The sequence below is a fragment of the Brunnivagina elsteri CCALA 953 genome (genome assembly GCF_002289455.1).
In the GTDB taxonomy this organism is placed as follows: Bacteria; Cyanobacteriota; Cyanobacteriia; order Cyanobacteriales; family Nostocaceae; genus Brunnivagina; species Brunnivagina elsteri.
Map to the genome: position 1 here is coordinate 1 of NZ_NTFS01000002.1, position 25,962 is coordinate 25,962.

Below are 25,962 nucleotides of genomic sequence, written 5' to 3' on the forward strand. Positions count from 1 at the left end.
GTCTAAATTTGTGTAAACATTGGTTTTTCTATGGATGCAATAGAGTTTAATGTACTAGTTTGACAACAAAAATAAATACTTGCGTTGAATTAATACATGGTATCTTGACTGTAACAAAATAGTCATGTGGTACTTTATTTTACGAAATTCAAAGCAAATATTAACTCAATAGCTTTTGCCTAAGTATGAAAGTCAGAGATTTGTTGCAAAGTACATTGTCAAGTATCTAAATCTAGCATCCAACCTTATTAATTATTCTGAACAATGGGAATAACTAACAAAATAAACTTCCGCAATTTGCGTGGTGATATTTTCGGTGATGTAACTGCTGCAATTGTCTCTCTACCAATAATTTCATCCTCTTAAGCCAATCGCAAAAGCGTGACTAAAAGTTGTGCTTTAAAGCTTGGCTGAAAGGAGGCATCTAATGGTTTCTCAAGTGGTCTATCTAAAACCAGATAGATAGATTCAATCTGATGCTAATCTACGATTCGTTGGTTATCTGATTAAGTTATCTGAAATTAAGGAAAATTACTACATGGATTTCTTATCCATTTTCTTGAAGGACTTCGTTGCCCAATTGCAGTCCCCAACACTCGCCTTTTTGATTGGTGGGATGATCATTGCAGCTCTAGGTAGCGAATTGGTCATTCCAGAGTCGATTTGTACGATCATCGTCTTCATGCTGCTCACCAAAATCGGTCTGACCGGTGGAATTGCGATCCGCAATTCCAACCTGACGCAGATGGTGTTACCCATGATCTTTGCCATCATGGTAGGGATTATTGTTGTCTTCATCGCTCGCTATACGTTAGCCAAGCTGCCAAAGGTCAAAGTCGTCGATGCGATCGCGACTGGGGGTTTGTTTGGAGCCGTGAGTGGTTCTACTATGGCGGCAGGCTTGACAGTACTGGAAGAACAAAAAATTCCATACGAGGCATGGGCTGGCGCACTCTATCCCTTCATGGATATCCCAGCGCTCGTAACTGCGATTGTGGTGGCTAACATTTACCTCAACAAGAAGAAGCGTAAAGAAGCAGCTTACTCTACTGAGCAGACTGTTGCGGCTGGTGATTATCCCGATCAAAAAGATTATCCCAGCAGCCGGCAGGAGTATCTCAGCGAACAGAAGGAGAAGGGGGATGGGGATAATCGGGTCAAGATATGGCCAATTATCAAGGAAAGCCTCCAGGGTTCTGCCCTATCCGCAATGTTGTTAGGTCTGGCTCTTGGACTTTTCACCAGACCGGAAAGTGTCTATAAAAGCTTCTACGATCCAGCCTTTCGCGGCTTGCTTTCGATCTTGATGCTGGTCATGGGTATAGAAGCTTGGTCAAGAATTGGCGAACTGCGTAAGGTAGCCCAATGGTACGTCGTGTATAGTGTGGTGGCACCATTTGTGCATGGGTTAATTGCCTTCGGTCTCGGCATGATTGCCCACCAAGTTGCGGGATTCAGCATGGGTGGCGTTGTCATCCTGGCTGTCATTGCCTCCTCTAGTTCAGACATCTCAGGTCCACCCACGTTGCGAGCAGGTATCCCCTCAGCCAATCCCTCCGCCTACATAGGTGCATCCACAGCTGTCGGTACGCCGGTTGCGATTGGTATATGTATACCGTTCTTCATCGGGCTAGCCCAGGCGATCACCCAGCAAGCCGGTAAGTAATTCCAAACCGATCGAGGTCTTTCAGCGCTCCCTTGAGCCAGCAGAGCAAGTAGATAAATATACATAATTTAAGGAGGTAAGCAACATGTCCAAGCGTGCCAATAAACTCGTCATCGTCACGGAAAAGGTTCTGCTGAAAAAGGTTGCCAAGATCATCGATGAATGTGGGGCGACTGGTTATACGGTGGTGGATACTGGCGGTAAAGGTAGTCGCAACGTGCGCTCTACGGGTAAACCCAGCAGTGCCGACACCGATTCAAATGTAAAGTTCGAGGTACTCACGGAAAATCGGGAGATGGCAGAGAAGATTGCGGATAAGGTCGCAATCACGTTTTTCACCGATTTTGCGGGCATTATCTATCTCTGTGAAGCAGAGGTACTGTACGGGAGACATTTCTGTGGACCAGACGGCTGTTGAATCGAGACGACGCAGAACTAGTTGGTGTGGGTGTATTCATTGCTAATATCTTGACAATTGAAACATTATCACTATTGCAAGGTTAAGAAGTCATCAAGGAAACAGCAGAAAATGGTTGTCAAGTCTTAATAATTATGACTGCGGCTAAAGTCAAGAAGCGTTTCGAGAAATTAGGAATTTTCCAAATTGTACCCCAAGAGAACCTGTTTACAGAACGTGCTGATGCTTTGAAAAAAACATTAACAATAGTGAATCCCAATTACGCAAACATTCCCACATCCTCAGAATACGGTTCTCAAGATGATTCCTTCGGCTATTCTACCCAGCCAGGAAGCATCTAATCCCAAATCAATAATGTAATGTACAGACGCGATATATCGTGTCTGTACAACAGTTCATGTAACGGCAATAAATATGAATTTTATAAATCCACTATCAAAGCTGATTTCTCACCCTTTCCTGGGAACAGCCACCCCATCAGAATATAGTCCCATAGTTCTCACCGGAGTATTACTGAGCCTAATTGTTGTTTATATTGCAAGTAAGTTGGGTGGGGAAATTTCCCGAAAAATTGACTTACCACCAGTTTTAGGTGAACTAGTCGCTGGTGTTATCGTTGGTGCTTCCGCTTTACATCTTTTAGTGTTTCCCGAAGGTGGTGCAGAAGCTTCTAACTCCGTAGTTATAGGACTTTTACAGTTCATCAACAACTTGACTCCCGATGCTGCAACTTCAATTTTTGAAGCTCAAAGCGAAGTTGTTTCAGTGTTAGCAGAAATAGGAGTTATCATTCTCCTATTTGAAATCGGTTTAGAATCGGATTTAAAAGAATTACAAAAAGTTGGATACCAAGCAACAGTTGTCGCTTGCGTGGGTGTGGCAGTTCCCTTTATTGCAGGTACAGTTGGGTTAGTCTACTTCTTTCATTTTCCGGTAATTCCGGCAATTTTTGCAGGTGCAGCACTCACAGCTACCAGTATCGGGATTACCTCCAAAGTGCTTTCAGAAATTGGTCAACTCAAATCCCGCGAAGGTCAAATCATTGTTGGGGCTGCGGTAATTGACGATATCCTGGGTATCATTGTTTTAGCAGTGGTTGCGAGTTTGGCAAAAACAGGTGAAGTTGACATAGTTAATGTTATCTACTTGATTGTTAGTGCAACGACATTTTTGATTGGTTCAATATTACTCGGAAAATTCTTTAATAAATCCTTTGTAGGGATTGCAGATAAGTTGCAAACGCGAGGAAACATCATTATTCCGGCGCTTATATTTGCCTTCTTTATGGCTTTTATTGGTAATGCAATTCATTTAGAAGCCATTTTGGGTGCGTTTGCTGCGGGTTTGGTACTGGATGAAACCGATAAACGCAAAGAATTAGACGAGCAAGTTAAACCTATTGCAGATATTTTAGTACCGATATTTTTTGTTACCGTCGGCGCAAGAGTTGACCTCAGTGTATTAAATCCAGCAATTCCTAGCAACCGAGAAGGATTATTTATTGCCATCTTCTTGATTGCGATCGCAATTATCGGTAAATTTGTCACTGGTTGGGCTGTATTTGGGCAACCGGGAATCAATCGAATTGCGATTGGTGTGGGGATGATTCCACGAGGTGAGGTTGGTTTGGTGTTTGCGGGGATTGGTGCTGCTAGTGGTGTTTTGGATAAACCGTTGCAAGCGGCAATTATTATGATGGTGATTTTGACAACTTTTATCGCTCCACCGTTGTTAAGGGTAGCATTTAAAGAACCTGCCGAACCTCAAAAACCTGTGGAGAAACCAGTTGATGGGGTTACTGATAGTTAGGTTTTAATTTTTAATTTAAAGTTGATTATGGAGGTAGGAGTTTTAGCTTCTACCTTTTTTAGTTACTAACAAATTTACTGAGTTTATCATCAAGCGCGATCGCATAAAGCATTTATTCCTGTTTGGGTTTTACCTCAAATTCCAACTTGGAGCGATAAAAACAAACGTCAAATTCCAGAAAAAAGTTTGTTTGTCCCAGAATTAATGGAGTATTGGCACTTTTTACCCAAGCAAATGCTAATCTTACGGGTGTAAAATCAACTACTTGGCTAATCGCAAAGAAAGGTATTGCTGGTTGGTTACTAAGATTTCCTGCCAATTGAAGAACTGCTTTACGATTGTCCCAAACTCCGTTAAGCTGGATACCAATTTCATAGGGCAAAACGTTGATTGTTGCACCACTATCTACCAATCCAACCACCTCAACCGAGCGTTCGTTACTGTGGAGAATCAACGGAATCCTTGGTAAGCTATCAAATTCGTTTTGAGATGGGTTGCTAGTTGAGTATTTAAATCGCATTTTTAGTATTTAATCGCTCTTATCTGCTGACTCCATTGTTTGCATTAGGAGTTCTCCAACACCAAAATTATCATACGGAGTAGGTAAGTGGTAAGTTTTGTATGGTTCTAAAGGGGAGATATCTTCTTTGGTATCCAGTTCTTCGGCTAGGATACGGATTAATTTCATTTTTTCTTTTGGAGAAAGTTGTTGAATTGCGGGAAGGAGTTCTGTTAAGGTCATTTTTGTTTAACCGCTATTTTTTAGGCTCGACTTTCTTCTACATAATAATTGCGATATGCCTCCGGCATCAAGCTTCGCTTATCGCAATTAAGTATGATGGGTAAACCGTTTTCACCGAATGAGTGTGTAGGCATAGTCCACCGTATGTATCGCTCATTTTCGTAATTTTTACTGGTGACGCGAATATCTCAACAAGGCTAGACTATCAGGGCAAACTGTGTTGTAAAAAACACCATGACCCTCTGCATCAATCCCCACTGCCCAAGACCCCAAAATTCTGAAAATATACTTTTTTGTCAAGCCTGTGGCTCAGAATTGCTCTTGGAAGGACGGTATCGAGTGACTCGCCAATTAGGGATTGGTGGTTTTGGCAAGACATTTGAAGTCAACCATAATAACAATCTCAAAGTCTTGAAAATTTTAATGCTGGATGATGCCAAGGCGGTATCATTATTTCAGCAAGAGGCACAAGTATTAAGCTATCTGAATCATCCAGGGATTCCAAAGGGAGATGGGTACTTTACCTTCTCTCCTAAAAATAGTCAAATACCACTGCATTGCTTGGTAATGGAGAAAATCGAGGGGTTGGATTTATGCCAATACATAGAACAACGGGGTAATCGCCCCATTGATGAAAAGTTAGCACTTTTATGGCTAACCCAGCTGGCAAATATTTTGCATGAAGTGCATCAGCAGAACTTTTTTCATAGAGATATCAAGCCACCAAATATTATGCTCAAAGCCGACGGAAATCTGGCATTGATCGACTTTGGCACAGCAAGAGAAGTTACACAAACCTATCATCAAAAAGCAGCAGGGCAGAATGTAACAGGGATTATTTCACTAGGCTATACACCACTGGAACAAGCCAATGGTAAAGCAGTACCACAATCAGATTTTTTTGCCCTTGGTCGCACATTTGTTTATTTACTTACTGGCAAATCTCCAAATCAATTTTCTGAAGACCCGCGAACTGGTAAATTAATGTGGCGTGATAGTGCTTTACAAATATCTAAGCAGGTAGCTGGTTTGATTGATTATCTGATGGAAGCATTTCCTGGCAAGCGTCCTCAAAATACACAGATGATTTTAAAGTGTTTATCAGAAATGAATTCAACTGTACAGCCATATTCGCCTTCTTTCTCGGCATCACAATTACCCCCTAGAGAAATCGAAAAGCCTACACGAAAAAGTCAAATTAAAACGTCTGCAACTACTCAATTTCAATCATCAAAAACTGAAACCAATATATTCTCTAGTAAGACTGCCGAATTCATAGGTGGAGTAATTGCTTTTGCTATCTTTTTTTTAATTAAATTCGGTAGTCGGAACATTTATCAGTTATTTAATTCTCATCCAAGTCAGCCAGTTGTGACTTCAGCACCAACTGAGCTACAAACAAGTAATTCAGATGAATCGGCAAATAATCCTGAGCAAGCCAATACTGATTCTACTAGTCAACAACCTTCTATTTCCGAGGAAAATACTTCCCAAAATATTCCATTTGGCTGGAAAAAGTTTGAAGGTAGTGGTGCAGAATTGTGGTTGCCTCCAAGTTGGGAGAGTGGAGATTTTAGGAAGATATTAGACAAATTAAAGACAAATTCAGGAAGTCGGAATCCTGACCTTGAGAACTTGACTCAAATAGTCAAACAAAATCCTTCTTTTTTTACTATTTTGGCTTTTGACACTAAGACTAAGACTGCTAATTCCATTTCTATTGGTAATATTGTTATGATAATAAATGAAAAAATTCACTCTGATACTAATTTTAAGAATTATTTGAATAAATCTATTCCAAATGGGTTTATTTTATTAGATATGAAGACGTACAAAGTCGAAGATTACTATGTAGGAAGAATAATACAATTAGGTAAGAATAGTAAACAAATACAATATGTAATTAAAGATGGTGGCACTATTTGGACTGTATTTTTTTCTGCTCGTAAAGATGAATTTGAACAAGAATTGCCAATTTTTGAAGCAAGTATTAAAACCTTTCTATTTAAGCGTTAGCTTGTTACATACCCAAAACTTCATTTACACCAATTGTAGTATGCGGGAAAACTTGAATTGACAAATAGTGCGATCGCAGCAATTTCTGAACTCTTTCATAGCCGTTTGCTGTCGATTGTCGATACACTTCGATACATTCTGCGTTTAAATCCACCAACCAAACCTCAATAATCCCAGTTTCAGCATAAAGAGGAATTTTGATATTTCTGTCGGTTTCAATGGTGGAATCTGCTACTTCTACCAGCTTCTACATCTTCCAATCCCTGTTTAATTCCAGCTATGGTTTCCAATCTTTCTAACGCATCCAGCAACTTTTGGTAAGACTCTGCATCCTGAACCACAAGTTCTGCTTTGCCGTTAACTGTCAACACTACAGGTTTACCCGTATGCTTCATTTGTTCGATAAACTCCAAAGTATTGCGTTTAAAGCTTAAAAGTGAATGAATATCTCGACTGATGTTTAACATAGAATTAATTTTACATTTAATTTGATGCTAATAAATTTATGAGTTTGCCAGGAGTCAACTGCCTCAACAATTCCCCCATCTTCCTGGGCAACGCAATATTTATGGGTCTAAATTCGGTACTATAAGGTAGCCTAACCAATCGTTATGGTTACATCTATTTTGATGTGAGGCAATCTTCGCTCCACACACACAGCTTGATTCCATGAAACCTACTTCCAACTTCCTTAGTCATCTTAACCCTAGTCAACGTCGTGCTGTCGAACATTTTTGCGGTCCCTTGCTCGTGGTTGCGGGGGCAGGTTCTGGCAAAACGAGAGCATTGACATATCGGATTGCTAATCTCATTCTCCAACATAAGGTTGACCCAGAAAATATTCTTGCGGTGACTTTTACCAATAAAGCTGCACGGGAAATGAAGGAACGTATCCAGAAACTGTTTGCCGAGCAGATGGCAATGCAGGAATATGGTGAAAAGTATGATTTGTTACCTGAGTTTGACCAAGGAAAATTGCGATCGCGTGTCTATCGAACTGTGATTAAGGATATGTGGTGTGGTACTTTCCACAGTTTGTTTTCGCGGATTTTGCGTCTAGATATTGACAAGTATGTGGATGAGAATGGTCGCAAATGGGAGAAGAATTTTTCTATTTTTGATGATTCGGATGCCCAATCTCTGGTGAAGGAGATTGTGACAAAGCAGATGAATCTTGATGATAAGAAGTTTGACCCAAAATCGGTACGTTATGCCATTGGTAATGCCAAAAACCAAGGCTTTTCACCGAAAGAGTTTGCCATTGAGCAGCCGAATTATCGCGGGAAGATAATTGCTGAAGTATATAGTGCTTATCAGGATAAGTTAGCAGGGAATAATGCCCTTGATTTTGATGATTTAATTTTAATTCCAACGAGATTATTTCAACAAAACGAAAAAGTATTAGATTATTGGCATCGTAAGTTTCACCATATTTTAGTTGATGAATATCAAGATACTAATAGAACTCAATATGAAATAATTCGCTTATTATCGACAAATGATGAAGGTAAAAAAAGTTGGAATTGGGATAATCGTTCGACTTTTGTAGTGGGAGATGCAGACCAGTCTATATATAGCTTTCGACAGGCAGATTTTACAATTCTACTCGGCTTTCAAGATGAATTTGGGGATGGTTTGGAAGACGATAATACCCGAACAATGGTGAAGTTAGAAGAGAATTATCGTTCATGTGAAAATATTCTCGAAGTCGCCAACCAACTCATCGAAAATAATACCCAACGCATCGACAAAATCCTCAAACCGACTCGTGCTGCGGGGGAAGAAATTTGTCTATTTAAAGCAGATGATGAAGTTGTCGAAGCTGACTTTGTAATTAATCAAATTCGCAAATTAGAAGAAGAAAACCCCGACTTAGACTGGGGTAGTTTCTCAATTCTATATCGTACCAATGCTCAATCAAGACCATTTGAAGATTTACTAGTTAAATATCAAGTTCCTTACAACGTCGTTGGTGGATTTAGATTCTACGATCGCAAGGAAATCAAAGACATTCTAGCTTACCTCAAAGCCATCCAAAATCCATCAGACGCTGTAAACATCCAACGCATTATTAATACTCCCCGTCGAGGTATTGGCAAATCAACCATTGATACCTTAGTTCGTGCTTCCCAAGAACTCGGTACAAACCTGTGGGAAATACTGAACGACGAGACATCAGTTAATACCTTAGCCGGACGTGCCGCCAAATCAGTAAATAACTTTGCTGGTATTATTAAAAAATGGCAAGCTGAAATCGAAACCATGCCCGTCACCGAACTTGTAGCGGGAATAATTGAAGATTCCGGTTACGTCCAAGATTTGCATACCCAAGGAACCGACGAAGCAGAAGATCGAATTCAAAACATCCAAGCTTTATACAACGCAGTTTCCGAATTCCAAGAAGAGAACCAAGAAAACGAAGAAAGCGTCACATTACAAAAATTTCTCGAAAAAACCTCCCTCAGTTCCGACTTAGACAAACTAAAAGAAGGAGATGCCGCAGTATCATTAATGACATTACACGCATCCAAAGGATTAGAATTTCCCGTCGTCTTCCTAGTTGGATTAGAACAGGGATTATTTCCCAATTATCGCTCCATGCAAGACCCCGCAGCCCTAGAAGAAGAGCGTAGACTATGCTACGTAGGGATAACACGAGCGCAGGAACGGTTATTTATCAGCCATGCCAGAGAAAGACGACTGTATGGTAGCAGAGAACCCGCCATGCGATCGCAATTTCTCGACGAATTACCAGAAGATTTAGTCGCAAACCATCACCAAACCAGGCAAGGATACGTTAAAATCTCAACTGGTAGTCTTCCCAAACGTAGCGATCGTAATGCCTTCACTAGCAATACCCAGAGCGATGTCATCCAAAACTGGCAAGTAGGAGACGCAGTAATACATAAAACATTTGGAGAAGGTGAAATTACGCACGTATTTGATGCAGGAAGTAAAACCTCCGTAGCCATCAAATTCACCAACCTAGGAACCAAAATTATAGACCCCAGAGTAGCACAATTGCAAAAGATAAACTAAGGCGATTTCTCGAAATAATTTCACCGCTATAAAAGGCAAACAACCTCAAGAGGGCGAACAACCGTTCTCCCCTACCGTAAAATCATACATTATGTGGTAACTTTATTCTCCTCTTCTCTGCGTCTCTGCGCGATACAAATCCATATTTTATTCACATGACCAAACTACTAACCGATCGGGCAAACAACCGTTCTCCCCTACCGTAAAATCATAACTATGTGGTAACTTTATTCTCCTCTTCTCCGCGCCTCCGCGTCTCTGCGCGACACAAATCCATATTTTATTCACATGACCAAACTACTAACCGATCCCTTCCTCCAAAACCCCACAGCAACCACCATCAAAGTAGTGTGGTTCACCGAATTTGCTGGTTCTCAACATCTGATTAAATACGGAGAAAACCTCAACCAAACCTCGATGTCTGGCGACAAACCCCTTCGGGTTTACGCAACCACCACCAAACTAACCCGTACCCGTGAAGATCAAAAATCGCGAGTCGGAAACCAAACAGAAGATGGACAAATATACCAAAAACCAACCATCCGTCATATTTGGAGACACGAAGCAGAAGTAACAGGCTTAACACCAGGTATAAAAGTCAACTATTATGTCACCAGTATCACAGAAGATAACCGCAGTATCAATAGCAACATATTTACCCTTGCACCCCTACCAACCCCCAATCAACCATTAAAAATCCTGCTCACATCCGATCATCAAATCAAACCGATGGTTGCCGCAAACCTGCAAAAAGTCGTAGAAACATTAGGACAAGTCGATGCAGTCTGGTTCGCAGGTGATTTGGTGAATAATTGCGATCGCGCTAGTGAGTGGTTTGATGATAATCGGGGGAATGGGTTTTTTCCCTGTTTACAAGGAAAAGCGAATTATCCAATCGATGGGGATGAAGTAAAAATAGTTTATACAGGTGGAAAAATCATCCAAAATGCACCAATATTTACCTGTATTGGCAATCATGAACTAATGGGAAGATATGCACGAGAAGATAGTTTAAACGGTGAATTTGATGATACTGTTCCTCAGCATATAGCGAAAGAATTATATGGTAATAATTTAGGAAAAGATAAATTAAAAGATAACTCATTTAATACAAATACATACGAAGAAATTTTCACACTTCCAGAAAGTAAAGAAGGAGGGAAAACCTATTATGCTGTCAGCTTTGGAGATGTGCGTTTAGTAGTACTTTACGCGACTAATATGTGGCGATTTTCGAGTTCTGAGAATGGACGCAAAGGTAAATATAGTGAAGTCGAAACTGATTTAGAAAATCCAGAAAATTGGGGTTATGGACAGATTATTTACGAACCAATTCATCAAGGTAGTACCCAATATAATTGGTTAGAGAAAGAATTAAATAGCGATGAATTTCAAAAGGCAAAATATAAAGTAGTAATGTTACACCATCCACCCCATACTTTAGGTGATAATATTGTTCCTGCATATACCGAACCCGTGCAAATCATTGAGCAGGATAACACAGGTAAAATTAAAGCAGTTCGTTACGAATATCCCAAAGATAAAGATTATTTAATTCGTGATGTGATGCCGTTATTAGAAGCAGCAAAAGTACAATTAGTATTCTTTGGACATTCCCATTTGTGGAATCGATTCGTTAGTGATTCGAGGATGCATTTTCTGGAAACTTCCAATGTGGGAAATTCCTATGGTGCAGCATATGGTAATCGGAAACGCGAAAATATTCCCGTAATCAGTAATGATAATTGTAGTATGAATTATGTTGCGATCGCAGACCCAAATGGATTGGAACCAGTAATACCAACAATTGCCCCTATTTTAGCTGAAGATGGTCAAGCAATGCCGTTTATTTCCAGTAATCAAATTACCGTTTTTAGTATTTTTGATACGGGTACGGGAACAGTTAGTAGTTATCGGTTTGATACTCGTAAAGTTAATGCAGAAGTTATTAAATTTGATGAATTTAAGTTAAATTAATTTATCAATCGATAACCTTCCTAAAATCTATATTAGAAATAGTCACCATAAGACTTACTTGCGCTAACAAATGTAGTAAATAGGTTAACTTTTGGTTTATCACGCAATTATTTTATTTAAAATATCAATTTTTTTCATGACAAAAATCATGTAATGCCTCGATATTAATACATTGAAGTAACTTTTTTGTAATTGGTCTTTTTGCATCCTTAAAAGTTCTTGCTTTAATAAAATCTAAGCAAACTGAACTATTTAGTAAATTTGCAATATAATTAGCTTGTTCTAAAGATTCACAAGGTACAAAATAGCAAGTATCATCAAGCATCACAGGACGATTATTGATAGGAGAAAGCACTCTAAATCTTTGCTCTTTATGTAATCCAGATATAGCCACTTTATATAGACTGAATGAATAATCTCCTATTCCAAAAATAGAAAATAGCGGTTTACCTTTATATATAGATGATTTGCGCTTATTAAAAAAATCAAGATTATTATCAAGATAATTCCACAGCAGTGGTGCTATGATTTGTAGCTTAGATGTATCCTCACCAACTTTTTTTTGGGTAATAATAACACCACGTTTTGCATCTATTCTTCCATGAAATAAATCTGTACTTTTTAATAACGGATAGACATAATCAAGTTCAACTTTAAATATTTGTCCTAATTTATTTTTGAACTTTTCATTCCCAATATTATCTAATTCCATTACAGATATAGCATCATGTTTAACCCCTTGTCTCCAAGTTAAACTACATTTTCCTTCAATAAACATAGAATTTTTATAAGCTTGAATATCGGCAACTAATTTTCCTCCAATAATACCAATTACTGATTTGACTTCATTACTGTATAAATCTTGGTAAACATTCGCGTCATAACAAACTTTTTCAGCACCAACATCAATGGAGAACAAACAAGCACTGACAGATGCTCTAAACCATTTTTGAGCATCTATCATACGTATTGAAGCATTATTAATATTTAATCGATTATCAAAAGCAAATTGCAGAATATTACGAGCTACAGAGGTTTTACAAAGCAAAGCTATAGTTGGCTTTTCATCTGCAAGTTCTTGCAGTAATTTTATCCAAATATACTCAGCAATATCAAAGTTTGAATGTCCTGTTAAAGCTTCAATACCTTTTAATCCTTTTAAGTTTCTTTTTTCCGGCAAATTATCGCTTTCTAAAGCACCTAGCTGTGAGTTTGTTATCCAAGGAGGATTCCCAATGACTAATAAACTGCCAGATTCACTCCAATTGAGTTGATTACGTAAATCAAAATCAAAAATCTTTGCTTGCTGAATAATAACGCGAGTAGAACAAGACTTTTGAGCGATTAACTTTACTTGTTCCTTAGCTTTCTGAAAATATTCTGAATCAAATTCTATGGCTTGAATTTCACATGGAGGTACTTGAAGTTGGAGCAAACCAGAAATAAAATTTCCAGCACCACAAGTTGGTTCAAACACTCGTTTCCAATTTTTTCCATTAATATTTAAGCACTGCAAAATATCTAATACAAGTGCGGGAGGGGTTTGAAAATCACCCAGTTCTTTAGCCAAGCAGGTTTTCCACTCCTAAATCAATTCTTTGGTTTGCTATATCTATTATTCGACTGTATTGTAATCGCCATTGTAAAGCATTAGATATTGTCAGATAACCAATTTGAGGTGGATTTTGTACAATTCTTTCTGCAAGTAAATCACGTCCGATTTCGTCCAGTGGAAGATTACGTTCTTCTAAAAAAGCTACTATATCATCTTTATTACCATTACGATTCAAAATTCCCGCTAAACCGTAAGTCGTCTGATAATCACCAGTTTTTTCTTGTGATACAAAGATTGCATCTCGAAAATCTAAACGTGCGCTTCTTGTAGTGCCATCGTCAATCTTTTCATAAGTTAATACAAGTAAATTATAACCAAGACCATAAACTTTCTGACTAGCATCCCGAAAGGGACAAGAAGATTGAGGTTGACGTATTGAAGTTACTTTTAAATCGACTTTTAAATCAGGAAAGTCAATGCCAAGTGCTGCATTGCCAGGTATGTAATTATATGTAGCTCTGAGATAATGGTTGAAAGCTTGTTCAACATAAGTACCGACAGCTTTACCATCTGTAGAACCAAATAAATCGGGGATAGGTATACCGCTTATTCTCCTGACAAATTGAGATGCAGCTACTTTTAAATTGGGAAGTGTCAGTTCTGCCATTTCAATCTACTTTCCTTTCAGTCACCAAAGTTAAACTTACCCATTCACCTTTATTGCTATAACTGCGAATCATTCTTTGACGCAAATCTGATTTAATTAACCAACCAGTTTCTAAAAATAAAGGTTGATTTAATTGTACTTTGACTGGAAATGTTGCGGAAGCACCATCAGGTAGCATTAATACTTGAATTGGATTTTGGGGATTATTATCGAAGTTGATAATCGAACCATTAATAGTCGCACTCGATGTAAATGGGGGATTATTTGCAAAGCTATAATTTTGCACAAGTTTTCCAGATAAATCAATTTCTAATTGCATTTTGGTAGGATAAATACTCGGTTCTCGCAAATCTGGATACATTGTCACAGCTTCTCCTTCCCATTTTCCCAGCAATGCATCGACTGTTAACTTTGGACTTTCATTAAGTTCAGTTCCTTCACGATATTCTCGAATCAAAGTTAACTTTTGTAAGTTATTATTTGTGTTGAACAACTGCACTAGACGCAAACGACGATTTTGATGTACAAAACAAAATTCTGCACCAAATTCTGAAACTGGAGAAAATTGCATTGAACCTTGGCAAAATGAGCCATTTTCAAAGAATAGGAGACTTCGTGAGAAATTATCAAATTCTAATACTAAATCCTGTGAATTCTGACGCTGAAGTGTAAGTTTTGCTGCTTGATTATTATTATTTAATGTTTCGATACTAAGACGACTGGGGATGTTTTCGAGTTCTTCTCCAGTAGGTGAGAATTGGGTAAATGAACCAACCCAAATACCAAGGTTTTGAAGAAAATATTCCCATTGAGAAAGCATAATTAAATCCTGATTATTCTAGACAATAAAATATCCAAATTTATAGATTTATCAATTGTATTATTATATGAGTGAGGGTGGGAAGACCCCACCCCTACAAATTATTTTTTGGTATTTTATTATATTGATAACTGTGCTTTTACAGATTAATTCATCACTCCAACCTATCCTTTCGCAAAACGTCTGACTGCAAATAAGCTTCCCATTAATCCTACTGTTGCACCAAAACCTAAAAGAATTAGGGGCAAAATTAAAGTTTGTGTTGTAGTTAATTTTAAACCTGTTGCGAGCAACTTGATAAAATCTGGTTGGTTTAAAAGGAGTTTACCAATAAACTGCTGCGTCAGGTTAATCAAACTCCAAGCAATACCACCACCAAATAAACCAAATGCGATACCTTGGAAAATAAACGGTAAGTATATCCACGCAGAAGTCGCACCAACAAGCTGCATAACTTCAATTTCACGACGACGTGCTAATACAATCAGACGAATCGTAATGCTCGTAACCGCGATCGCAGTTAAAGTCAAAATAATCGCGATCGCAAAGCTCATCCAATTCAAACCACGATGCAACTGGGCAATACGTACAACCGCTTCATCTACATATTGGACTGTTTCTACTCCTTTTATCTTCGCTAACTTTGTCGCTAAATTTGGTACTACATCGGAACTTCGTGCTTTAACTTTCAATTCATCCACTAAAGGATTACTACCAAGCTGCTGTGTCGCATTTTCAATATCGGATATCCCTAATTCTTTTACTAGTTTTTCCCATGCTTGATTTTTAGTGATTTTTTCAATGTTCGCAACTTCGGGTAATTGGGATACTAATGGTGCTACAGCATCTATTCCCACATTCCCATCTAAATAAACAGATACCTCTAATTGACTCCCAAACTGGTTTAGAAGCTTTTCTAATTGCCAAGATGTTTGCAAACTCATCCCAAACAAGAATAACAATACAGTGACAGTGCTAATTGCTGCCCAATTCATCCAACCACCACGTTTTAATCCCAAAAACGTCTCTTTAAGTAGGTAATCTAGCTTCGTGAATATCTTCATAAATAACTAACCCAACCTGATAATTCTTATAAGAACACCAAGTTACCGTTATAACTTCCCTTCCTAGCAAAGGGGAAGAACTAACATAAGTACCCCTTATTACCCACATAAAACTTTAATTGTCAAGTTGTATTGACTCTTTGTAACAAATTTGTTATATTTATTTACATAAGGTAACAAACCGAAGAAAACAGGAAAAAATATGTACACTACCGTTAACGAACAAGGTATATTGAACAACTACGCAACCGAACCTAAGGTTTACTACGCTCAATACCCGAACCAATACGAACAGCGTCAATATGCATTACAAGCTGCATTTGCAACTTTACTTATCAGCACTTTAGTTCTGGTTGGGTTTGCAGTTAGTTAATATTTTTATTTAATCCAGAATTTTAATCCAGAATTTTAATCCAGAATTTTACAGTTTCAACCTCATCGTCAATATCTCCTATCTGCCTCGGTTGGTTTCACCGAGGTTTTTTATTGTTTTCGTTTAGCAATTTCCTTTGAGAATATCACAAATATTTCTACCAACATGAAAAACCCAGTCATGATAACTGGGCTTTTGATATAAATATATTTTAATAGCTGATTTATATCTATTAAAAAATAGTTGTAAAAACAGGAGAATATTTAATAAGTCAAAGCTCCTTTCTCTTGAAGTACAAGTTTTTTGCCATTAAAAACAGTTAATACACCATCTGCTGTTACACGATAAAGATATTTATTATTGCGGAATTCATAACCAAGAAAACGACTAGGAGTTACACCATCAGCACCGATTGTATGGATGGTTTTTCCTTTGAGACGAATCGATTGACCTGTCTTTAAATTCTTACCAACATAAGTAACATTATTGCAAGTTACATAACCTTCTGGGCAATTTCTAGTAATTGTAACTTTGTAATTTCTGGTTTTTAAAGTTTCGGCATTAGCAACACCAGCAAAGAGGGAAATGCTAGCAACTGGGAGTAAAACAAGGCTGATAATGGTTTTTTTAAGGTTAAACATATTGTGTAGTATCCATTAATTGGTTTGATGTTTGTGGATACAACCTTGATTAAACCAATTCCAGATTAAGCCGCAAAAATTGGAAAAAATAGTCTAAAACAGTCAGAAGTAGCACAGGAATATATCATCTTGTGAAAATTTACGGAGAGATAGAGGAAAATAACCAATACCCAATCCCTAATTCCCCTTACTGACTACAGCTTTTGTTAAGATTAGAGAACTAGTACCGTATAAAACCTAGCCGAAGAGAGCGAGTAGTATTTCCCATGCCATCTGAAATTGCAGTCGAGAAAAAAAAGTTAAAAAATCCACCTTTGCAGTTGCATTATTTAGGCGATCGCGTTTTGCGTCAACCAGCGAAGCGTGTGAATAAGGTTGATGATGAAATTCGCGATTTAGCGAAAAAAATGCTGCAAACGATGTACAGTAGTGATGGTATTGGTTTAGCTGCACCCCAAGTTGGTATTCATAAGCAATTAGTTGTGATCGATTTGGAACCCGACGATCCCAAAAATCCACCCCTAATTCTGATTAATCCCATCATCAAACAAACTAGTAAACAAACCAGCGTTGCTCAAGAAGGTTGTTTGAGCATTCCCGGTGTTTCCCTTGATGTAAAACGTCCAGAGTCGGTGGAAATTTCTTACAAAGACGAATTTGGTCGTCCGAAAACACTCAAAGCGAACGATTTACTCGCACGTTGTATTTTACACGAAATGGATCACCTCAATGGTGTGGTATTTGTAGACCGTGTGGAAAATTCCCTTGCTCTGGGGGAGGAACTATCCAAAAATGGATTCTCTCAGCAAGCTGTTAAACCAGTTGTATAAGGATGGATTAGTAAAAGTGTATTTAACCCCAAAGAGCGGATTGTTTCTGGCTATATCTTGCATCACTGCGATCGCAGTTGTTGGTTCTGTTTTTGAAATTACTTCTGGTGAACCCAATTTCGGGATGCAAACTACTTATATTATCCTGGCTTTGAGTATTCCCCTGACTGTATTATCTTTTTTTGCCGCAGTACGTGATGCTAAGGCTAATATGAAGTAGGCATCAGGTGTAATTGGAGAATTCACTTTGTTTGTAAAGTGTCATCTTTAATTGCAAATGGCTTGAAAGGCAAAAGAAAGAGCGTTTATCCTTTTGCCTTTTTTATTCCCAAAAATCCCATCCCCAATTCAACCCCATTCGTAGAGACGTTCCGGTGGAACGTCTCTCTTGTATTATTTATACACAAATTAATTTTTGGATGACGTAATACTGATTATCATTGAAGAATACTATAATTTTTCTGTAAATCCTGAAAACAAAGATGTATTAATCAATTGGGATTGAGTGGTTAAAAAACGTTAATTGACTTGAAATGCTTAATATACAAGCTTTTCTAAATTATTAAAGTATCGATTTTTAAAAGTCAATTCAACGAAAAATCACTATTGAAGAAGTAAAGACGCAATGCGATCGCATCTCTATCAAATCCTTCCCTAACAACATATAGCCATAAAGCCGCTTAGTAATTAATGCAATAAAAAATACTTAGCACTAGTTCGAGCGCAGAGGAATTATACTGCTAATGTCTTGCAGCAAACAAAATTAACTTGAGGTAAAAATGAGACACGAAAAACTTTCTGCTGGTTTGTTACTGGCATACGAAGACTACCAACGTGAAGGAGAAGAAGCTTTAATACCCCACAAACGCTCTTTGGGTATCGTCTCAGCAAAAAGTAACGTCAAACCAACCAAAAGTGTTGTATTTATCTATTGTGACGAACAAGCTGACCTCAGCCACTTAGAAGTGTCTGGTATTCAAGTGAACCAAAATACGGGCAGTGTACGAACCGCATTTTTACCCATCGAGGGGTTAGATGCACTCTCCGAAGAAAGTGCTGTAGTCCGTATCAAACCATCGCGGAAAATGAAACTGTCGATGGATGTCGCGCCTGGAAAGGTTAAATTACCAGAGTTCAAAAACAAAACCGGATTAACTGGAAAAGGCGTAGTTATCGGGGTTGTAGATAGCGGTATCGATGCCAAACACCCAGCCTTTGCGGGACGAATTTTAAGCATTTGGGATCAAACCATGTCTGGTCCAGGTGTCGCCGAAGGGAAATACGGTGCAGAATTTAAAGGGGAACAATTAACCATTTCCCAAGATGAAGACGGGCATGGTACCCACGTATCTGGTATCGCTTCGGGTGCAGATGCTACATACGGAGGTGTCGCACCCGAAGCGGAATTAGTTGTGGTTAGAAGCGATTTACAGGATGCTCACATTGCCGATGGAATTCGTTATGTTTTCCGAATTGCCCGTGAGTTGGGTAAACCCGCAGTCGTTAACTTGAGTTTAGGTGGACATGCTGACGCGCACGACGGTAGCGACTCCCTATCCAAAATTATCGACGCGGAAACAGGACCAGGAAAAATTGTTTGCTGTGCTGCTGGGAATGAAGGTAACGATAATATCCACGGACAAGGTTTAGTCGCAGCTAGTTCAATGCACTCAATGCGGTTCCGTGTTCCCCTCTCCCAAGTTGGGATTGTTTGGCTGAATGGCTGGTATTCCAACAGTGCAGAATTAGAAGTACAGTTGCGGAGTCCAAGCGGTTTTGTCACACCTTGGCAAAAAGTTATTACCGATGGCAACCCTTCCAAAAATTACACGCTATCCGATGCAAGGATTGAAATTGCCACCCCAGGAAAAGATGGTGCAAACGGTGACTATAATTTCTTTGTTCAAATTCGCGGAATCGGACCATCTCCTGTGACAGGTGGTGTTTGGCAGTTACGTCTGCGGAACAACTCTGCGAAGGAAACCTGCGTTAATGTTTGGACTATTGATAATACTGGTTCGGTGTTCTTTACTGGTACAAGCGTCCAAGATTCAATGAAAATTGGTTCTCCGGGTGCGTCGAAGAGTGCGGTGACAGTCGCAGCTTATACAACTAGAACCAAATATACAGATATCGATGGTAAAGAGCGGGAAGTCGGGTTGAAGTTGGATGATATTTCCGACTTTAGCAGCGAAGGACCCCTACGAAATGGCGAGCAAAAGCCTGATGTTGCCGCACCTGGGGCGATGATTGTTTCAGCGATGTCATCGGCTGCTGGTTTCGATCGCTCGATGCTACAAAATTCTAAGTTTGTCGTCATGGCTGGTACAAGTATGGCTTGTCCGTTTGTGACTGGTTTGGTGGCACTTTTATTGCAGCGTGACGCTAGTTTGACACCTGATAAAGTTAAGGAATTGTTGAAGAAGAATAGTACGATTCCTGGACAACCTCAGGGTACTTTCGATCCAAAATGGGGTTTTGGCTTGGTTAACGCCGAGAATTTATAATTTCGGTATTAATTAAGTAAGTATTTTTAGATTGGGTGAGCTAGTGCGTTGTGAAGGAAACTTTTGCAACGCATTCGCATTTAAACCCAACCATCTTAGGACTTACGCATTGACAGGAAAAACAAAATATGAAGTCTAAGAAAGCGTATATTTCGTAGGGGTTTAGCGATGCTAAACCCCTAAAGAGCGATCGCAATCTTTGATGTGGTAACGGTGGATAATTTTCGAGTTATTTGCGGTAATCTAAATCATAATGGTTGCTAATTTTACAATGATATGAATGACAAAATTTGGATTATTACCGAGGAAACAGCCGAAACATCCACTACTACGAGTGGTTCCAGAAGTAGTCGTGATATTGGAGGAAAAATTGGTGCGGAAATTACAGAAGTGACTGAAGTTGTTGTTACCAGAAGAAAGATGCTTGAGGTTGCGAAACTCAAAGACGAAATGTCGGGATTTTTACAAGCGATGCGCGAAGTTCTTGATGAAGCTGAACAACCTGATTCTAAAATGCAATTAAATGAGGTTGAGTTATTGGTGGAAATCAATGGAGAAGGGCAAATTAGCCTTTTGGGATTTGGTGGTGGGAAAGCAGGGGGCAAAGGTGCAATGACTTTTAAGTTTAAACGTAAATAAAAATGTCAATAGACAAGATGTAGAGACGTAGCAATGCTACTTCTCTACAAAGGTTCTAGGTAAGGCATAATTAATTTTCGGAAATGTCTAAATAATCAGTATTTTGCTATGGGTATTTAGGAGATGGGGAAAAATTGGGCGATCGCGATCGGCATTAACAATTACGATAATTTACAACCTCTCAAATATGCCCAGCGTGATGCTGAGGTCATGGCTACTTGGTTTGGGGAGGAGAAGCATCAAGGGGTAATTACCTTTTATTCCTGTAATGTGAATCAACAATCCTTTGAAATTGACGAATTACAGCATGGTGCGTTTACTTATAGCTTGTTGGAAGGATTGCGGTTACAGGGAGAAGCTAATTGCGCTACAGTTGAGCGTCTTAACCAATATTTGAATCGTCGCGTCCCACAAGTCAATACAAATTATCGCAAACCAATCCAAAATCCATACTTGAAAGCTGAACCACCCTATAAAGTCTACTCGATTTTACTAGAGCAATCTGCCACACTCAAAGATGTAGAACCATTGAGATATCAAGCCGCTTTGGCTGAAAATAAAGGTGATTTACAACTAGCCAAACAACTTTGGATTAGGGTTTTGGCTATTTCCCGTGTAGATTTAGATGCGATCGCAGCAATTGAACGGATTGCTCGAAAACCGCAACAATTTTCTTCAAATTCAAGTTCTCGTGGTGCGAATTCGTCAACAGGTAAAAGGTCTACATTTTCTCTGGAACCCATATCAAATTTGTTTAGGGAGAATAAGGAAGAAGCGGAAAGACGCAAACAACAGGAAGCTGAGAAGAAACAACAGCAAAAAGAATTAGAAGAAAAGCGACAACGAGAACAGGAAGCACAGAAACAACGAGAACTACAAAAAGCGGAAATTAGGAAACAGCAACAGGAAGCAGAAAGAAAACAGCGACAGGAACTCGATAGATGCAGAAAGCAACAAGAAGTGGAAACGAGAAGACAGCAACGAGAGCAACAATGGCAAAATCTACAACAGTTGTTAGTTAACCGCAGACAGTTTTTAAAATGGACTGGTTTTGGTGCTGGGGGTTTGGTGACAACTGTAATAGCGAGTAAGTTTTTTCCGGCTTCTCCCAAAATTACATCTCCTATAAAGAATGCACCAAAGATATTGGAATTACCTGTATGGACTGTTCAATTTGAAGCAGTGACTGTGAATAATAAAGGAGAAGAAGTTAAGCGTGAAGCAAAAACAGTCAAGTTTATAAAAGAAGATTTGGGTAATGGTGTAGCTCTGGATATGGTGTATATTCCTGCTGGTAGTTTCATAATGGGTTCAAAACCACCAGAAGGGTCAGACTCAGAACGTCCTCAACAACAAGTCAATGTTTCCGCTTTCTGCATGGGTAAACACCCAATTACCCAAGCACAATGGAAAGCTGTTGCCGCTTTTTTACCCCAAATTAACCGCAAACTCGAACCAAACCCATCCAACTTCAAAGGGGATAATCGACCTGTAGAACGAGTATTTTGGTACGATGCGGCGGAATTTTGTGCCAGGTTATCTAAGAAAACAGGTAGACAATATCGTCTCCCTAGCGAAGCGGAATGGGAATACGCTTGTCGTGCTGGAACCACAACACCTTTCCATTTTGGCGAAACCATTACTAGCAAGTTAGCCAATTACGATGCTAGTTATACCTTTGCAGAAGAAGCAAAAGGAGTATATCGACAACAAACTACTCCTGTTGGACAATTTCCAGCCAATGCTTTTGGTTTACACGATATGCACGGCAATGTCTGGGAATGGTGTCTTGATCATTGGCATGGGAATTACAACAACGCACCGAATAATGGTAGTGCATGGATAGATAAAGATAATAATCAACACCAGCTGCTGCGTGGTGGTTTTTGGTTCATCAAACCAGTGAACTGTCGTAGTGCCTTCCGCTCCTTAAATGCGCGCGAGAATCGTAACCTCAATATTGGTTTTCGTGTAGTTGTAGTTCCTGCGTGAGGACTTCCTTCCCCTTTACTCTCTTACCCTTTCGCCCTTTGCACTTCTTTCTCTTTACCCTTTCAAAGCGTAACGGAGTGGAGCGATCTAAAATTTTTTTTGCTATTTTTGCAAAAACTCAAACCTGCACAGATTCCCGACTTCTGTGATTCGTCTAAAATCTGACGACAGGCATCGTTAGAAGTCGGGAATCTGGAACCAACGCGAAAACCCTAAATAACCCAAATACTTGTCGCTTAAAATACAAAGTTTGGTTAGACGGATGATTAATATTTGGTACAAATCAAAAAAATCGATTCCGCCGTAACCCAAAATCATATTATAGTTAGCCTATATAAGTTAAAATCTATGAATGCCAAACAAAAAATAATTGAAGAAATAGAGAACGTACCAGAAGAAATCATCTGCGAGGTTCTGGATTTTTTGTTATTTTTGAAAGCCAAAGAAGATAAAGAAGATTTGGAAGATGCACAAGCTGCATTAAAAGAAGCACGAGAGGTTGGTACGATTTCCTTGGGTGAACTCAAAAGGGAATTAGGTTTGTGAGTTACGAAGTAGAAATTACACCAGCAGCTAGAAGACAAATAAAGAAATTACCAAATGATATCCAAAAGCAAGTAGTTGAGCAATTGGAAGAGCTTGCTTTTGAACCTCGTCCTGATGGGGTGAAAAAATTAGCAGGTTCTGATGATTTATATCGGGTAAGATTGGGTAAATATCGAATCATTTACGAAATACAAGACGGTCTGTTATTAATTACGGTGGTCAAAGTCAAGAATAGAAGTGATGTTTATAAATCATAGATTTGACAAGAAACACTTACACTGCAATTATTTTTACTCAAATAATTTAAATTACGTATTTATATGGAGAAAAAGTCGGGATTTTATTTTTGTGCATAGACAATAAGTATACCAAGCTGATACGCTCCACGCGATGCAAACCTGACAAAAAACAGAAACGCGATGGTCAAATCTTTCCTTTAAATCGGCAAGAGTTATATCTTGAGCTTGAATAATTTTAGACATAATTTTTAGGTTACTTGGTAAAAACATCATTACAAATCTTCTGGATTAATACCCAATTCTTTCAACTTTGCTGCTAAACGTTCTGCCTTTTCACTAGGTGTAGATATCCAATTACCCGCAGCATCGTACCAACGCAACCACAACCGCTCAACATCCTGATAATTACCCTGCCATAACCCAATACCTAATCCTAATTCTGGCAACCAAACCCGATTATCTGCTATTTCCATTGGTTGATAGCGTCCAGCAATATTTTGAAATACTTTTAGTTCGTCGCTGTAGCGGTCAAAAATGATATAGTAGGGAATTCGCAAAATGCGTTCGTATACTTCCCATTTCGTTGGTGGTTGATTCACCTCTCGTAAAGTTTGCCCCAAGTCTTCTTTTTCCGTACCGGGAGAAATCAATTCGACCATGACAGTTGGGTCTACACCTTCTTGCCAAATCACATAACTCAAGCGTAAATCTTTACCTTCATACAAACGTGGAACCCCCAAAACCGCAAACCAATCGGGACGTTTATACCATAGGGGATGGTGCGTGTCATAGTAAACATTTAGGTCTGCGGCAATAAATACCTCGTCTTTGGGAAAATCTGGTGGTTGAAAAGTATCTTCCAGTATACGGGGTTGCCAGCTATGAAATTGATCGGGCAAACCTGGTTCCTCCGGGTCTTCACTTTTTAGATCATACATTGTGGGTAACGTTTTTTTAGCGGGAAGAGGAGGGTCTGTTTGGAACATGGTGTTATACCTTTACCGACTAATTATTAGGTTATATCAATTCAAATCAAAGTAGCTCCTATTGTTGAATGATAATTCTGTATTAGGGTAGGGACACAGCAGTAATAAATTGGGTAGGTTGGTACAAGGGAGGTAGCTTAACTTGCTTTGTTGTATTGGGGATAGCCACATGAATTATCAAAAACTTGATGCAGGATTCGCGATCGCAACAAAACCCCAACTTTTGAGAAAAATCGGGGGTTTGCCGTAAGTCTTGATTACTTCAGATTGTGCAGAACCAACTTTAATACCCGTGGGAGTTGTAAATTTTCGGCTGCGAGTGATAAATTGGTAAACAAAGAAGCTTTTTGGCTTATCTGAATGGGGAACTAGAGATAAAGATATACTTGGGTATTTAAGAGTTCGGATATTCTCACCAACTCCTCGACTAAATTCGGTTTTAGTACTGGTGGGGCTTCCCAAAATACTACGTACTTGTTGTTCCGTCATCCCAGGACGAATTTTTCCAAGTCCAACTTTCGCAAGAGGTACTATATTGCTTTGAGCTTCTGTTGTTGCTGAAGGCTGGGCTAAAATTGGGTTTGGGCTAGCTGTAAACGAGAGCGAAACTAGGCTAGTTAATATGGTAGTTAGGATAATTTTTTTCATCATTCTCAGAGTTGGTGGAGATAAAAATATTACTCAATTATAAGTAGCACGTAAACTATGCGATCGCATGATTTTCAGCTTATTTGCCCATATTCACCACATTTATCTTTGTTTTTTGGCAACAAAACCCAACTTTTGGAAAATTATGGCGGTTCTAAAGCTTTCGAGAGATACGGAGTCTCGACAAATTTGGTAGGTTGGTAAAAGGTAAACAACTTAACTTAGCTTGGTTGTATTGAGGATAACTGTATGAACTATCAAAAGCTCGATTCTGCATTAGCGATCGCACTCAATGAGGTGGAAAATCCCAACGAACCTAGTTTGGTGGTGTTTGTTCACACTAATTCTCCTCTTGATGCAGACAAAATTGCATTTCTCGAATCTTCCGGCATTACTGGTGTTACAGAAGGAAAGGATATTTTCACCGCAACCCTTTCAGTCAATGCAATTTCTGAATTATCTCAGCAAGCTTGGGTGCAATATCTCAAACTTTCACAGAAACTACGTCTCATTAACCGATAGCTGACTAAAATATGGGTTTTCCCATTTTGTAAAGCTATGGCTTTTTTGCATCTTAACACCGCATTTTAACCACTTCTACTAATCAAAAGGTAAAATTCTAAAGGTCATTTTTTTAGAATTCGATTTATTTTTAGCTAGTAATAATACTGATGTAATTGTAGTTATATTTATTGTGTCCATTTTTTTTAATCACAATTTTTACCGCAATTAAACCCATTCTTTATTAGCAATCGCTTGTATTATCTACATTTTTGATAAAAAAAATC

At 38.8% G+C, this 25,962-nt stretch carries 27 protein-coding genes; 16 read left to right on the forward strand and 11 right to left on the reverse strand.

Going from position 1 to position 25,962, the window contains the following annotated elements; genetic code table 11:
- The first annotated feature begins 538 nt into the window (after window positions 1–538).
- The 4 genes from CK510_RS00280 (at window position 539) to CK510_RS00295 (ending at window position 3,893) form a co-directional block, all read left to right on the forward strand.
- The gene (locus CK510_RS00280; RefSeq protein WP_095719763.1) at window positions 539–1,666 is read left to right on the forward strand and encodes a sodium-dependent bicarbonate transport family permease; all 1,128 of its coding nucleotides are present in this window, start codon (window positions 539–541) and stop codon (window positions 1,664–1,666) included.
- A gap of 85 nt (window positions 1,667–1,751) precedes the next feature.
- Window positions 1,752–2,084, forward strand: a complete 333-nt coding sequence (locus CK510_RS00285) for a P-II family nitrogen regulator (RefSeq protein WP_095719764.1) — start codon at window positions 1,752–1,754, stop codon at window positions 2,082–2,084.
- Window positions 2,085–2,218: 134 nt separating this feature from the next.
- Window positions 2,219–2,425 (forward strand): hypothetical protein, encoded by a 207-nt coding sequence (locus CK510_RS00290; protein WP_095719765.1) that lies wholly within the window; start codon window positions 2,219–2,221, stop codon window positions 2,423–2,425.
- Window positions 2,426–2,498: 73 nt separating this feature from the next.
- Entirely contained in the window at window positions 2,499–3,893 is a 1,395-nt protein-coding gene (locus CK510_RS00295; RefSeq protein ID WP_095719766.1) for a cation:proton antiporter, read from the forward strand.
- Window positions 3,894–4,005: 112 nt separating this feature from the next.
- Here the strand turns inward: CK510_RS00295 and CK510_RS00300 are convergent, their stop codons facing one another.
- Entirely contained in the window at window positions 4,006–4,413 is a 408-nt protein-coding gene (locus CK510_RS00300; RefSeq protein WP_095719767.1) for a hypothetical protein, read from the reverse strand.
- A gap of 9 nt (window positions 4,414–4,422) precedes the next feature.
- Window positions 4,423–4,635 (reverse strand): hypothetical protein, encoded by a 213-nt coding sequence (locus CK510_RS00305; protein WP_095719768.1) that lies wholly within the window; start codon window positions 4,633–4,635, stop codon window positions 4,423–4,425.
- A gap of 234 nt (window positions 4,636–4,869) precedes the next feature.
- On the opposite strand from CK510_RS00305, the gene CK510_RS00310 reads away from it, so the two are divergent.
- On the forward strand, window positions 4,870–6,651 hold the full coding sequence (locus tag CK510_RS00310; RefSeq protein WP_095719769.1) for a serine/threonine-protein kinase: 1,782 nt from the start codon (window positions 4,870–4,872) through the stop codon (window positions 6,649–6,651).
- 4 nt (window positions 6,652–6,655) lie between these two features.
- On the opposite strand, the gene CK510_RS00315 is transcribed toward CK510_RS00310, so the two are convergent.
- Window positions 6,656–6,895, reverse strand: a complete 240-nt coding sequence (locus CK510_RS00315) for a Uma2 family endonuclease (protein WP_095719770.1) — start codon at window positions 6,893–6,895, stop codon at window positions 6,656–6,658.
- Window positions 6,867–7,118: a type II toxin-antitoxin system Phd/YefM family antitoxin gene (locus CK510_RS00320; RefSeq protein WP_095719771.1), complete on the reverse strand. Its 252-nt coding sequence runs from the start codon at window positions 7,116–7,118 to the stop codon at window positions 6,867–6,869. The genes CK510_RS00315 and CK510_RS00320 overlap by 29 nt, the downstream gene beginning before the upstream one ends.
- Before the next feature lie 202 nt (window positions 7,119–7,320).
- On the opposite strand from CK510_RS00320, the gene pcrA reads away from it, so the two are divergent.
- Together pcrA and CK510_RS00330 are read left to right on the forward strand one after the other, a co-directional pair.
- Window positions 7,321–9,690 (forward strand): DNA helicase PcrA, encoded by a 2,370-nt coding sequence (gene pcrA / locus CK510_RS00325; RefSeq protein WP_095719772.1) that lies wholly within the window; start codon window positions 7,321–7,323, stop codon window positions 9,688–9,690.
- A gap of 288 nt (window positions 9,691–9,978) precedes the next feature.
- Window positions 9,979–11,667 carry a metallophosphoesterase family protein gene (locus CK510_RS00330; protein WP_095719773.1) on the forward strand — a complete coding sequence of 563 codons (1,689 nt, stop codon included), beginning with the start codon at window positions 9,979–9,981 and terminating at the stop codon, window positions 11,665–11,667.
- A gap of 124 nt (window positions 11,668–11,791) precedes the next feature.
- Here the strand turns inward: CK510_RS00330 and CK510_RS00335 are convergent, their stop codons facing one another.
- From CK510_RS00335 to CK510_RS00350, 4 genes are all read right to left on the reverse strand, one after another.
- A complete protein-coding gene (locus CK510_RS00335) occupies window positions 11,792–13,237 on the reverse strand; it encodes an SAM-dependent methyltransferase (RefSeq protein WP_095719774.1) in 1,446 nt (481 codons plus the stop codon).
- A complete protein-coding gene (locus tag CK510_RS00340) occupies window positions 13,230–13,889 on the reverse strand; it encodes a type II restriction-modification system restriction endonuclease (protein WP_095719775.1) in 660 nt (219 codons plus the stop codon). Before CK510_RS00340 ends, CK510_RS00335 begins: the two co-directional genes overlap by 8 nt.
- A gap of 1 nt (window position 13,890) precedes the next feature.
- The gene (locus CK510_RS00345) at window positions 13,891–14,709 is read right to left on the reverse strand and encodes a DUF3598 family protein (RefSeq protein WP_095719776.1); all 819 of its coding nucleotides are present in this window, start codon (window positions 14,707–14,709) and stop codon (window positions 13,891–13,893) included.
- Window positions 14,710–14,873: 164 nt separating this feature from the next.
- Window positions 14,874–15,773, reverse strand: coding sequence for a cell division protein FtsX (locus CK510_RS00350; protein ID WP_095719777.1), 900 nt, complete (start codon window positions 15,771–15,773; stop codon window positions 14,874–14,876).
- 202 nt (window positions 15,774–15,975) lie between these two features.
- On the opposite strand from CK510_RS00350, the gene psb34 reads away from it, so the two are divergent.
- Complete coding sequence (psb34, locus tag CK510_RS30770) at window positions 15,976–16,146, forward strand: photosystem II assembly protein Psb34 (RefSeq protein ID WP_143289180.1); 171 nt, start codon at window positions 15,976–15,978, stop codon at window positions 16,144–16,146.
- 263 nt (window positions 16,147–16,409) lie between these two features.
- Here psb34 and CK510_RS00355 read toward each other — a convergent pair whose 3' ends face one another.
- Window positions 16,410–16,787 carry a hypothetical protein gene (locus tag CK510_RS00355; protein ID WP_095719778.1) on the reverse strand — a complete coding sequence of 126 codons (378 nt, stop codon included), beginning with the start codon at window positions 16,785–16,787 and terminating at the stop codon, window positions 16,410–16,412.
- Between the two features lie 266 nt (window positions 16,788–17,053).
- Here CK510_RS00355 and def point away from each other — a divergent pair, with 266 nt between their 5' ends.
- The 7 genes from def (at window position 17,054) to CK510_RS00390 (ending at window position 23,558) form a co-directional block, all read left to right on the forward strand.
- Window positions 17,054–17,617 (forward strand): peptide deformylase, encoded by a 564-nt coding sequence (def, locus tag CK510_RS00360; RefSeq protein WP_095719779.1) that lies wholly within the window; start codon window positions 17,054–17,056, stop codon window positions 17,615–17,617.
- Window positions 17,618–17,633: 16 nt separating this feature from the next.
- Window positions 17,634–17,837: a hypothetical protein gene (locus tag CK510_RS00365; protein WP_095719813.1), complete on the forward strand. Its 204-nt coding sequence runs from the start codon at window positions 17,634–17,636 to the stop codon at window positions 17,835–17,837.
- 559 nt (window positions 17,838–18,396) lie between these two features.
- On the forward strand, window positions 18,397–20,124 hold the full coding sequence (locus tag CK510_RS00370) for a S8 family peptidase (RefSeq protein ID WP_095719780.1): 1,728 nt from the start codon (window positions 18,397–18,399) through the stop codon (window positions 20,122–20,124).
- Between the two features lie 276 nt (window positions 20,125–20,400).
- Window positions 20,401–20,763 (forward strand): Pepco domain-containing protein, encoded by a 363-nt coding sequence (locus CK510_RS00375; protein ID WP_095719781.1) that lies wholly within the window; start codon window positions 20,401–20,403, stop codon window positions 20,761–20,763.
- 123 nt (window positions 20,764–20,886) lie between these two features.
- Window positions 20,887–22,755 (forward strand): SUMF1/EgtB/PvdO family nonheme iron enzyme, encoded by a 1,869-nt coding sequence (locus CK510_RS00380; protein WP_095719782.1) that lies wholly within the window; start codon window positions 20,887–20,889, stop codon window positions 22,753–22,755.
- 348 nt (window positions 22,756–23,103) lie between these two features.
- Window positions 23,104–23,301 (forward strand): DUF2281 domain-containing protein, encoded by a 198-nt coding sequence (locus CK510_RS00385; RefSeq protein WP_095719783.1) that lies wholly within the window; start codon window positions 23,104–23,106, stop codon window positions 23,299–23,301.
- Window positions 23,298–23,558, forward strand: a complete 261-nt coding sequence (locus CK510_RS00390) for a type II toxin-antitoxin system RelE family toxin (RefSeq protein ID WP_095719784.1) — start codon at window positions 23,298–23,300, stop codon at window positions 23,556–23,558. The genes CK510_RS00385 and CK510_RS00390 overlap by 4 nt, the downstream gene beginning before the upstream one ends.
- Before the next feature lie 254 nt (window positions 23,559–23,812).
- On the opposite strand, the gene CK510_RS00395 is transcribed toward CK510_RS00390, so the two are convergent.
- Both CK510_RS00395 and bamE read right to left on the reverse strand, forming a co-directional pair.
- The gene (locus CK510_RS00395) at window positions 23,813–24,526 is read right to left on the reverse strand and encodes a Uma2 family endonuclease (protein ID WP_095719785.1); all 714 of its coding nucleotides are present in this window, start codon (window positions 24,524–24,526) and stop codon (window positions 23,813–23,815) included.
- Window positions 24,527–24,703: 177 nt separating this feature from the next.
- Complete coding sequence (gene bamE, locus CK510_RS00400) at window positions 24,704–25,177, reverse strand: outer membrane protein assembly factor BamE domain-containing protein (protein WP_095719786.1); 474 nt, start codon at window positions 25,175–25,177, stop codon at window positions 24,704–24,706.
- 246 nt (window positions 25,178–25,423) lie between these two features.
- Here bamE and CK510_RS00405 point away from each other — a divergent pair, with 246 nt between their 5' ends.
- Complete coding sequence (locus CK510_RS00405) at window positions 25,424–25,696, forward strand: hypothetical protein (RefSeq protein ID WP_095719787.1); 273 nt, start codon at window positions 25,424–25,426, stop codon at window positions 25,694–25,696.
- The last annotated feature ends 266 nt before the right edge of the window (window positions 25,697–25,962 follow it).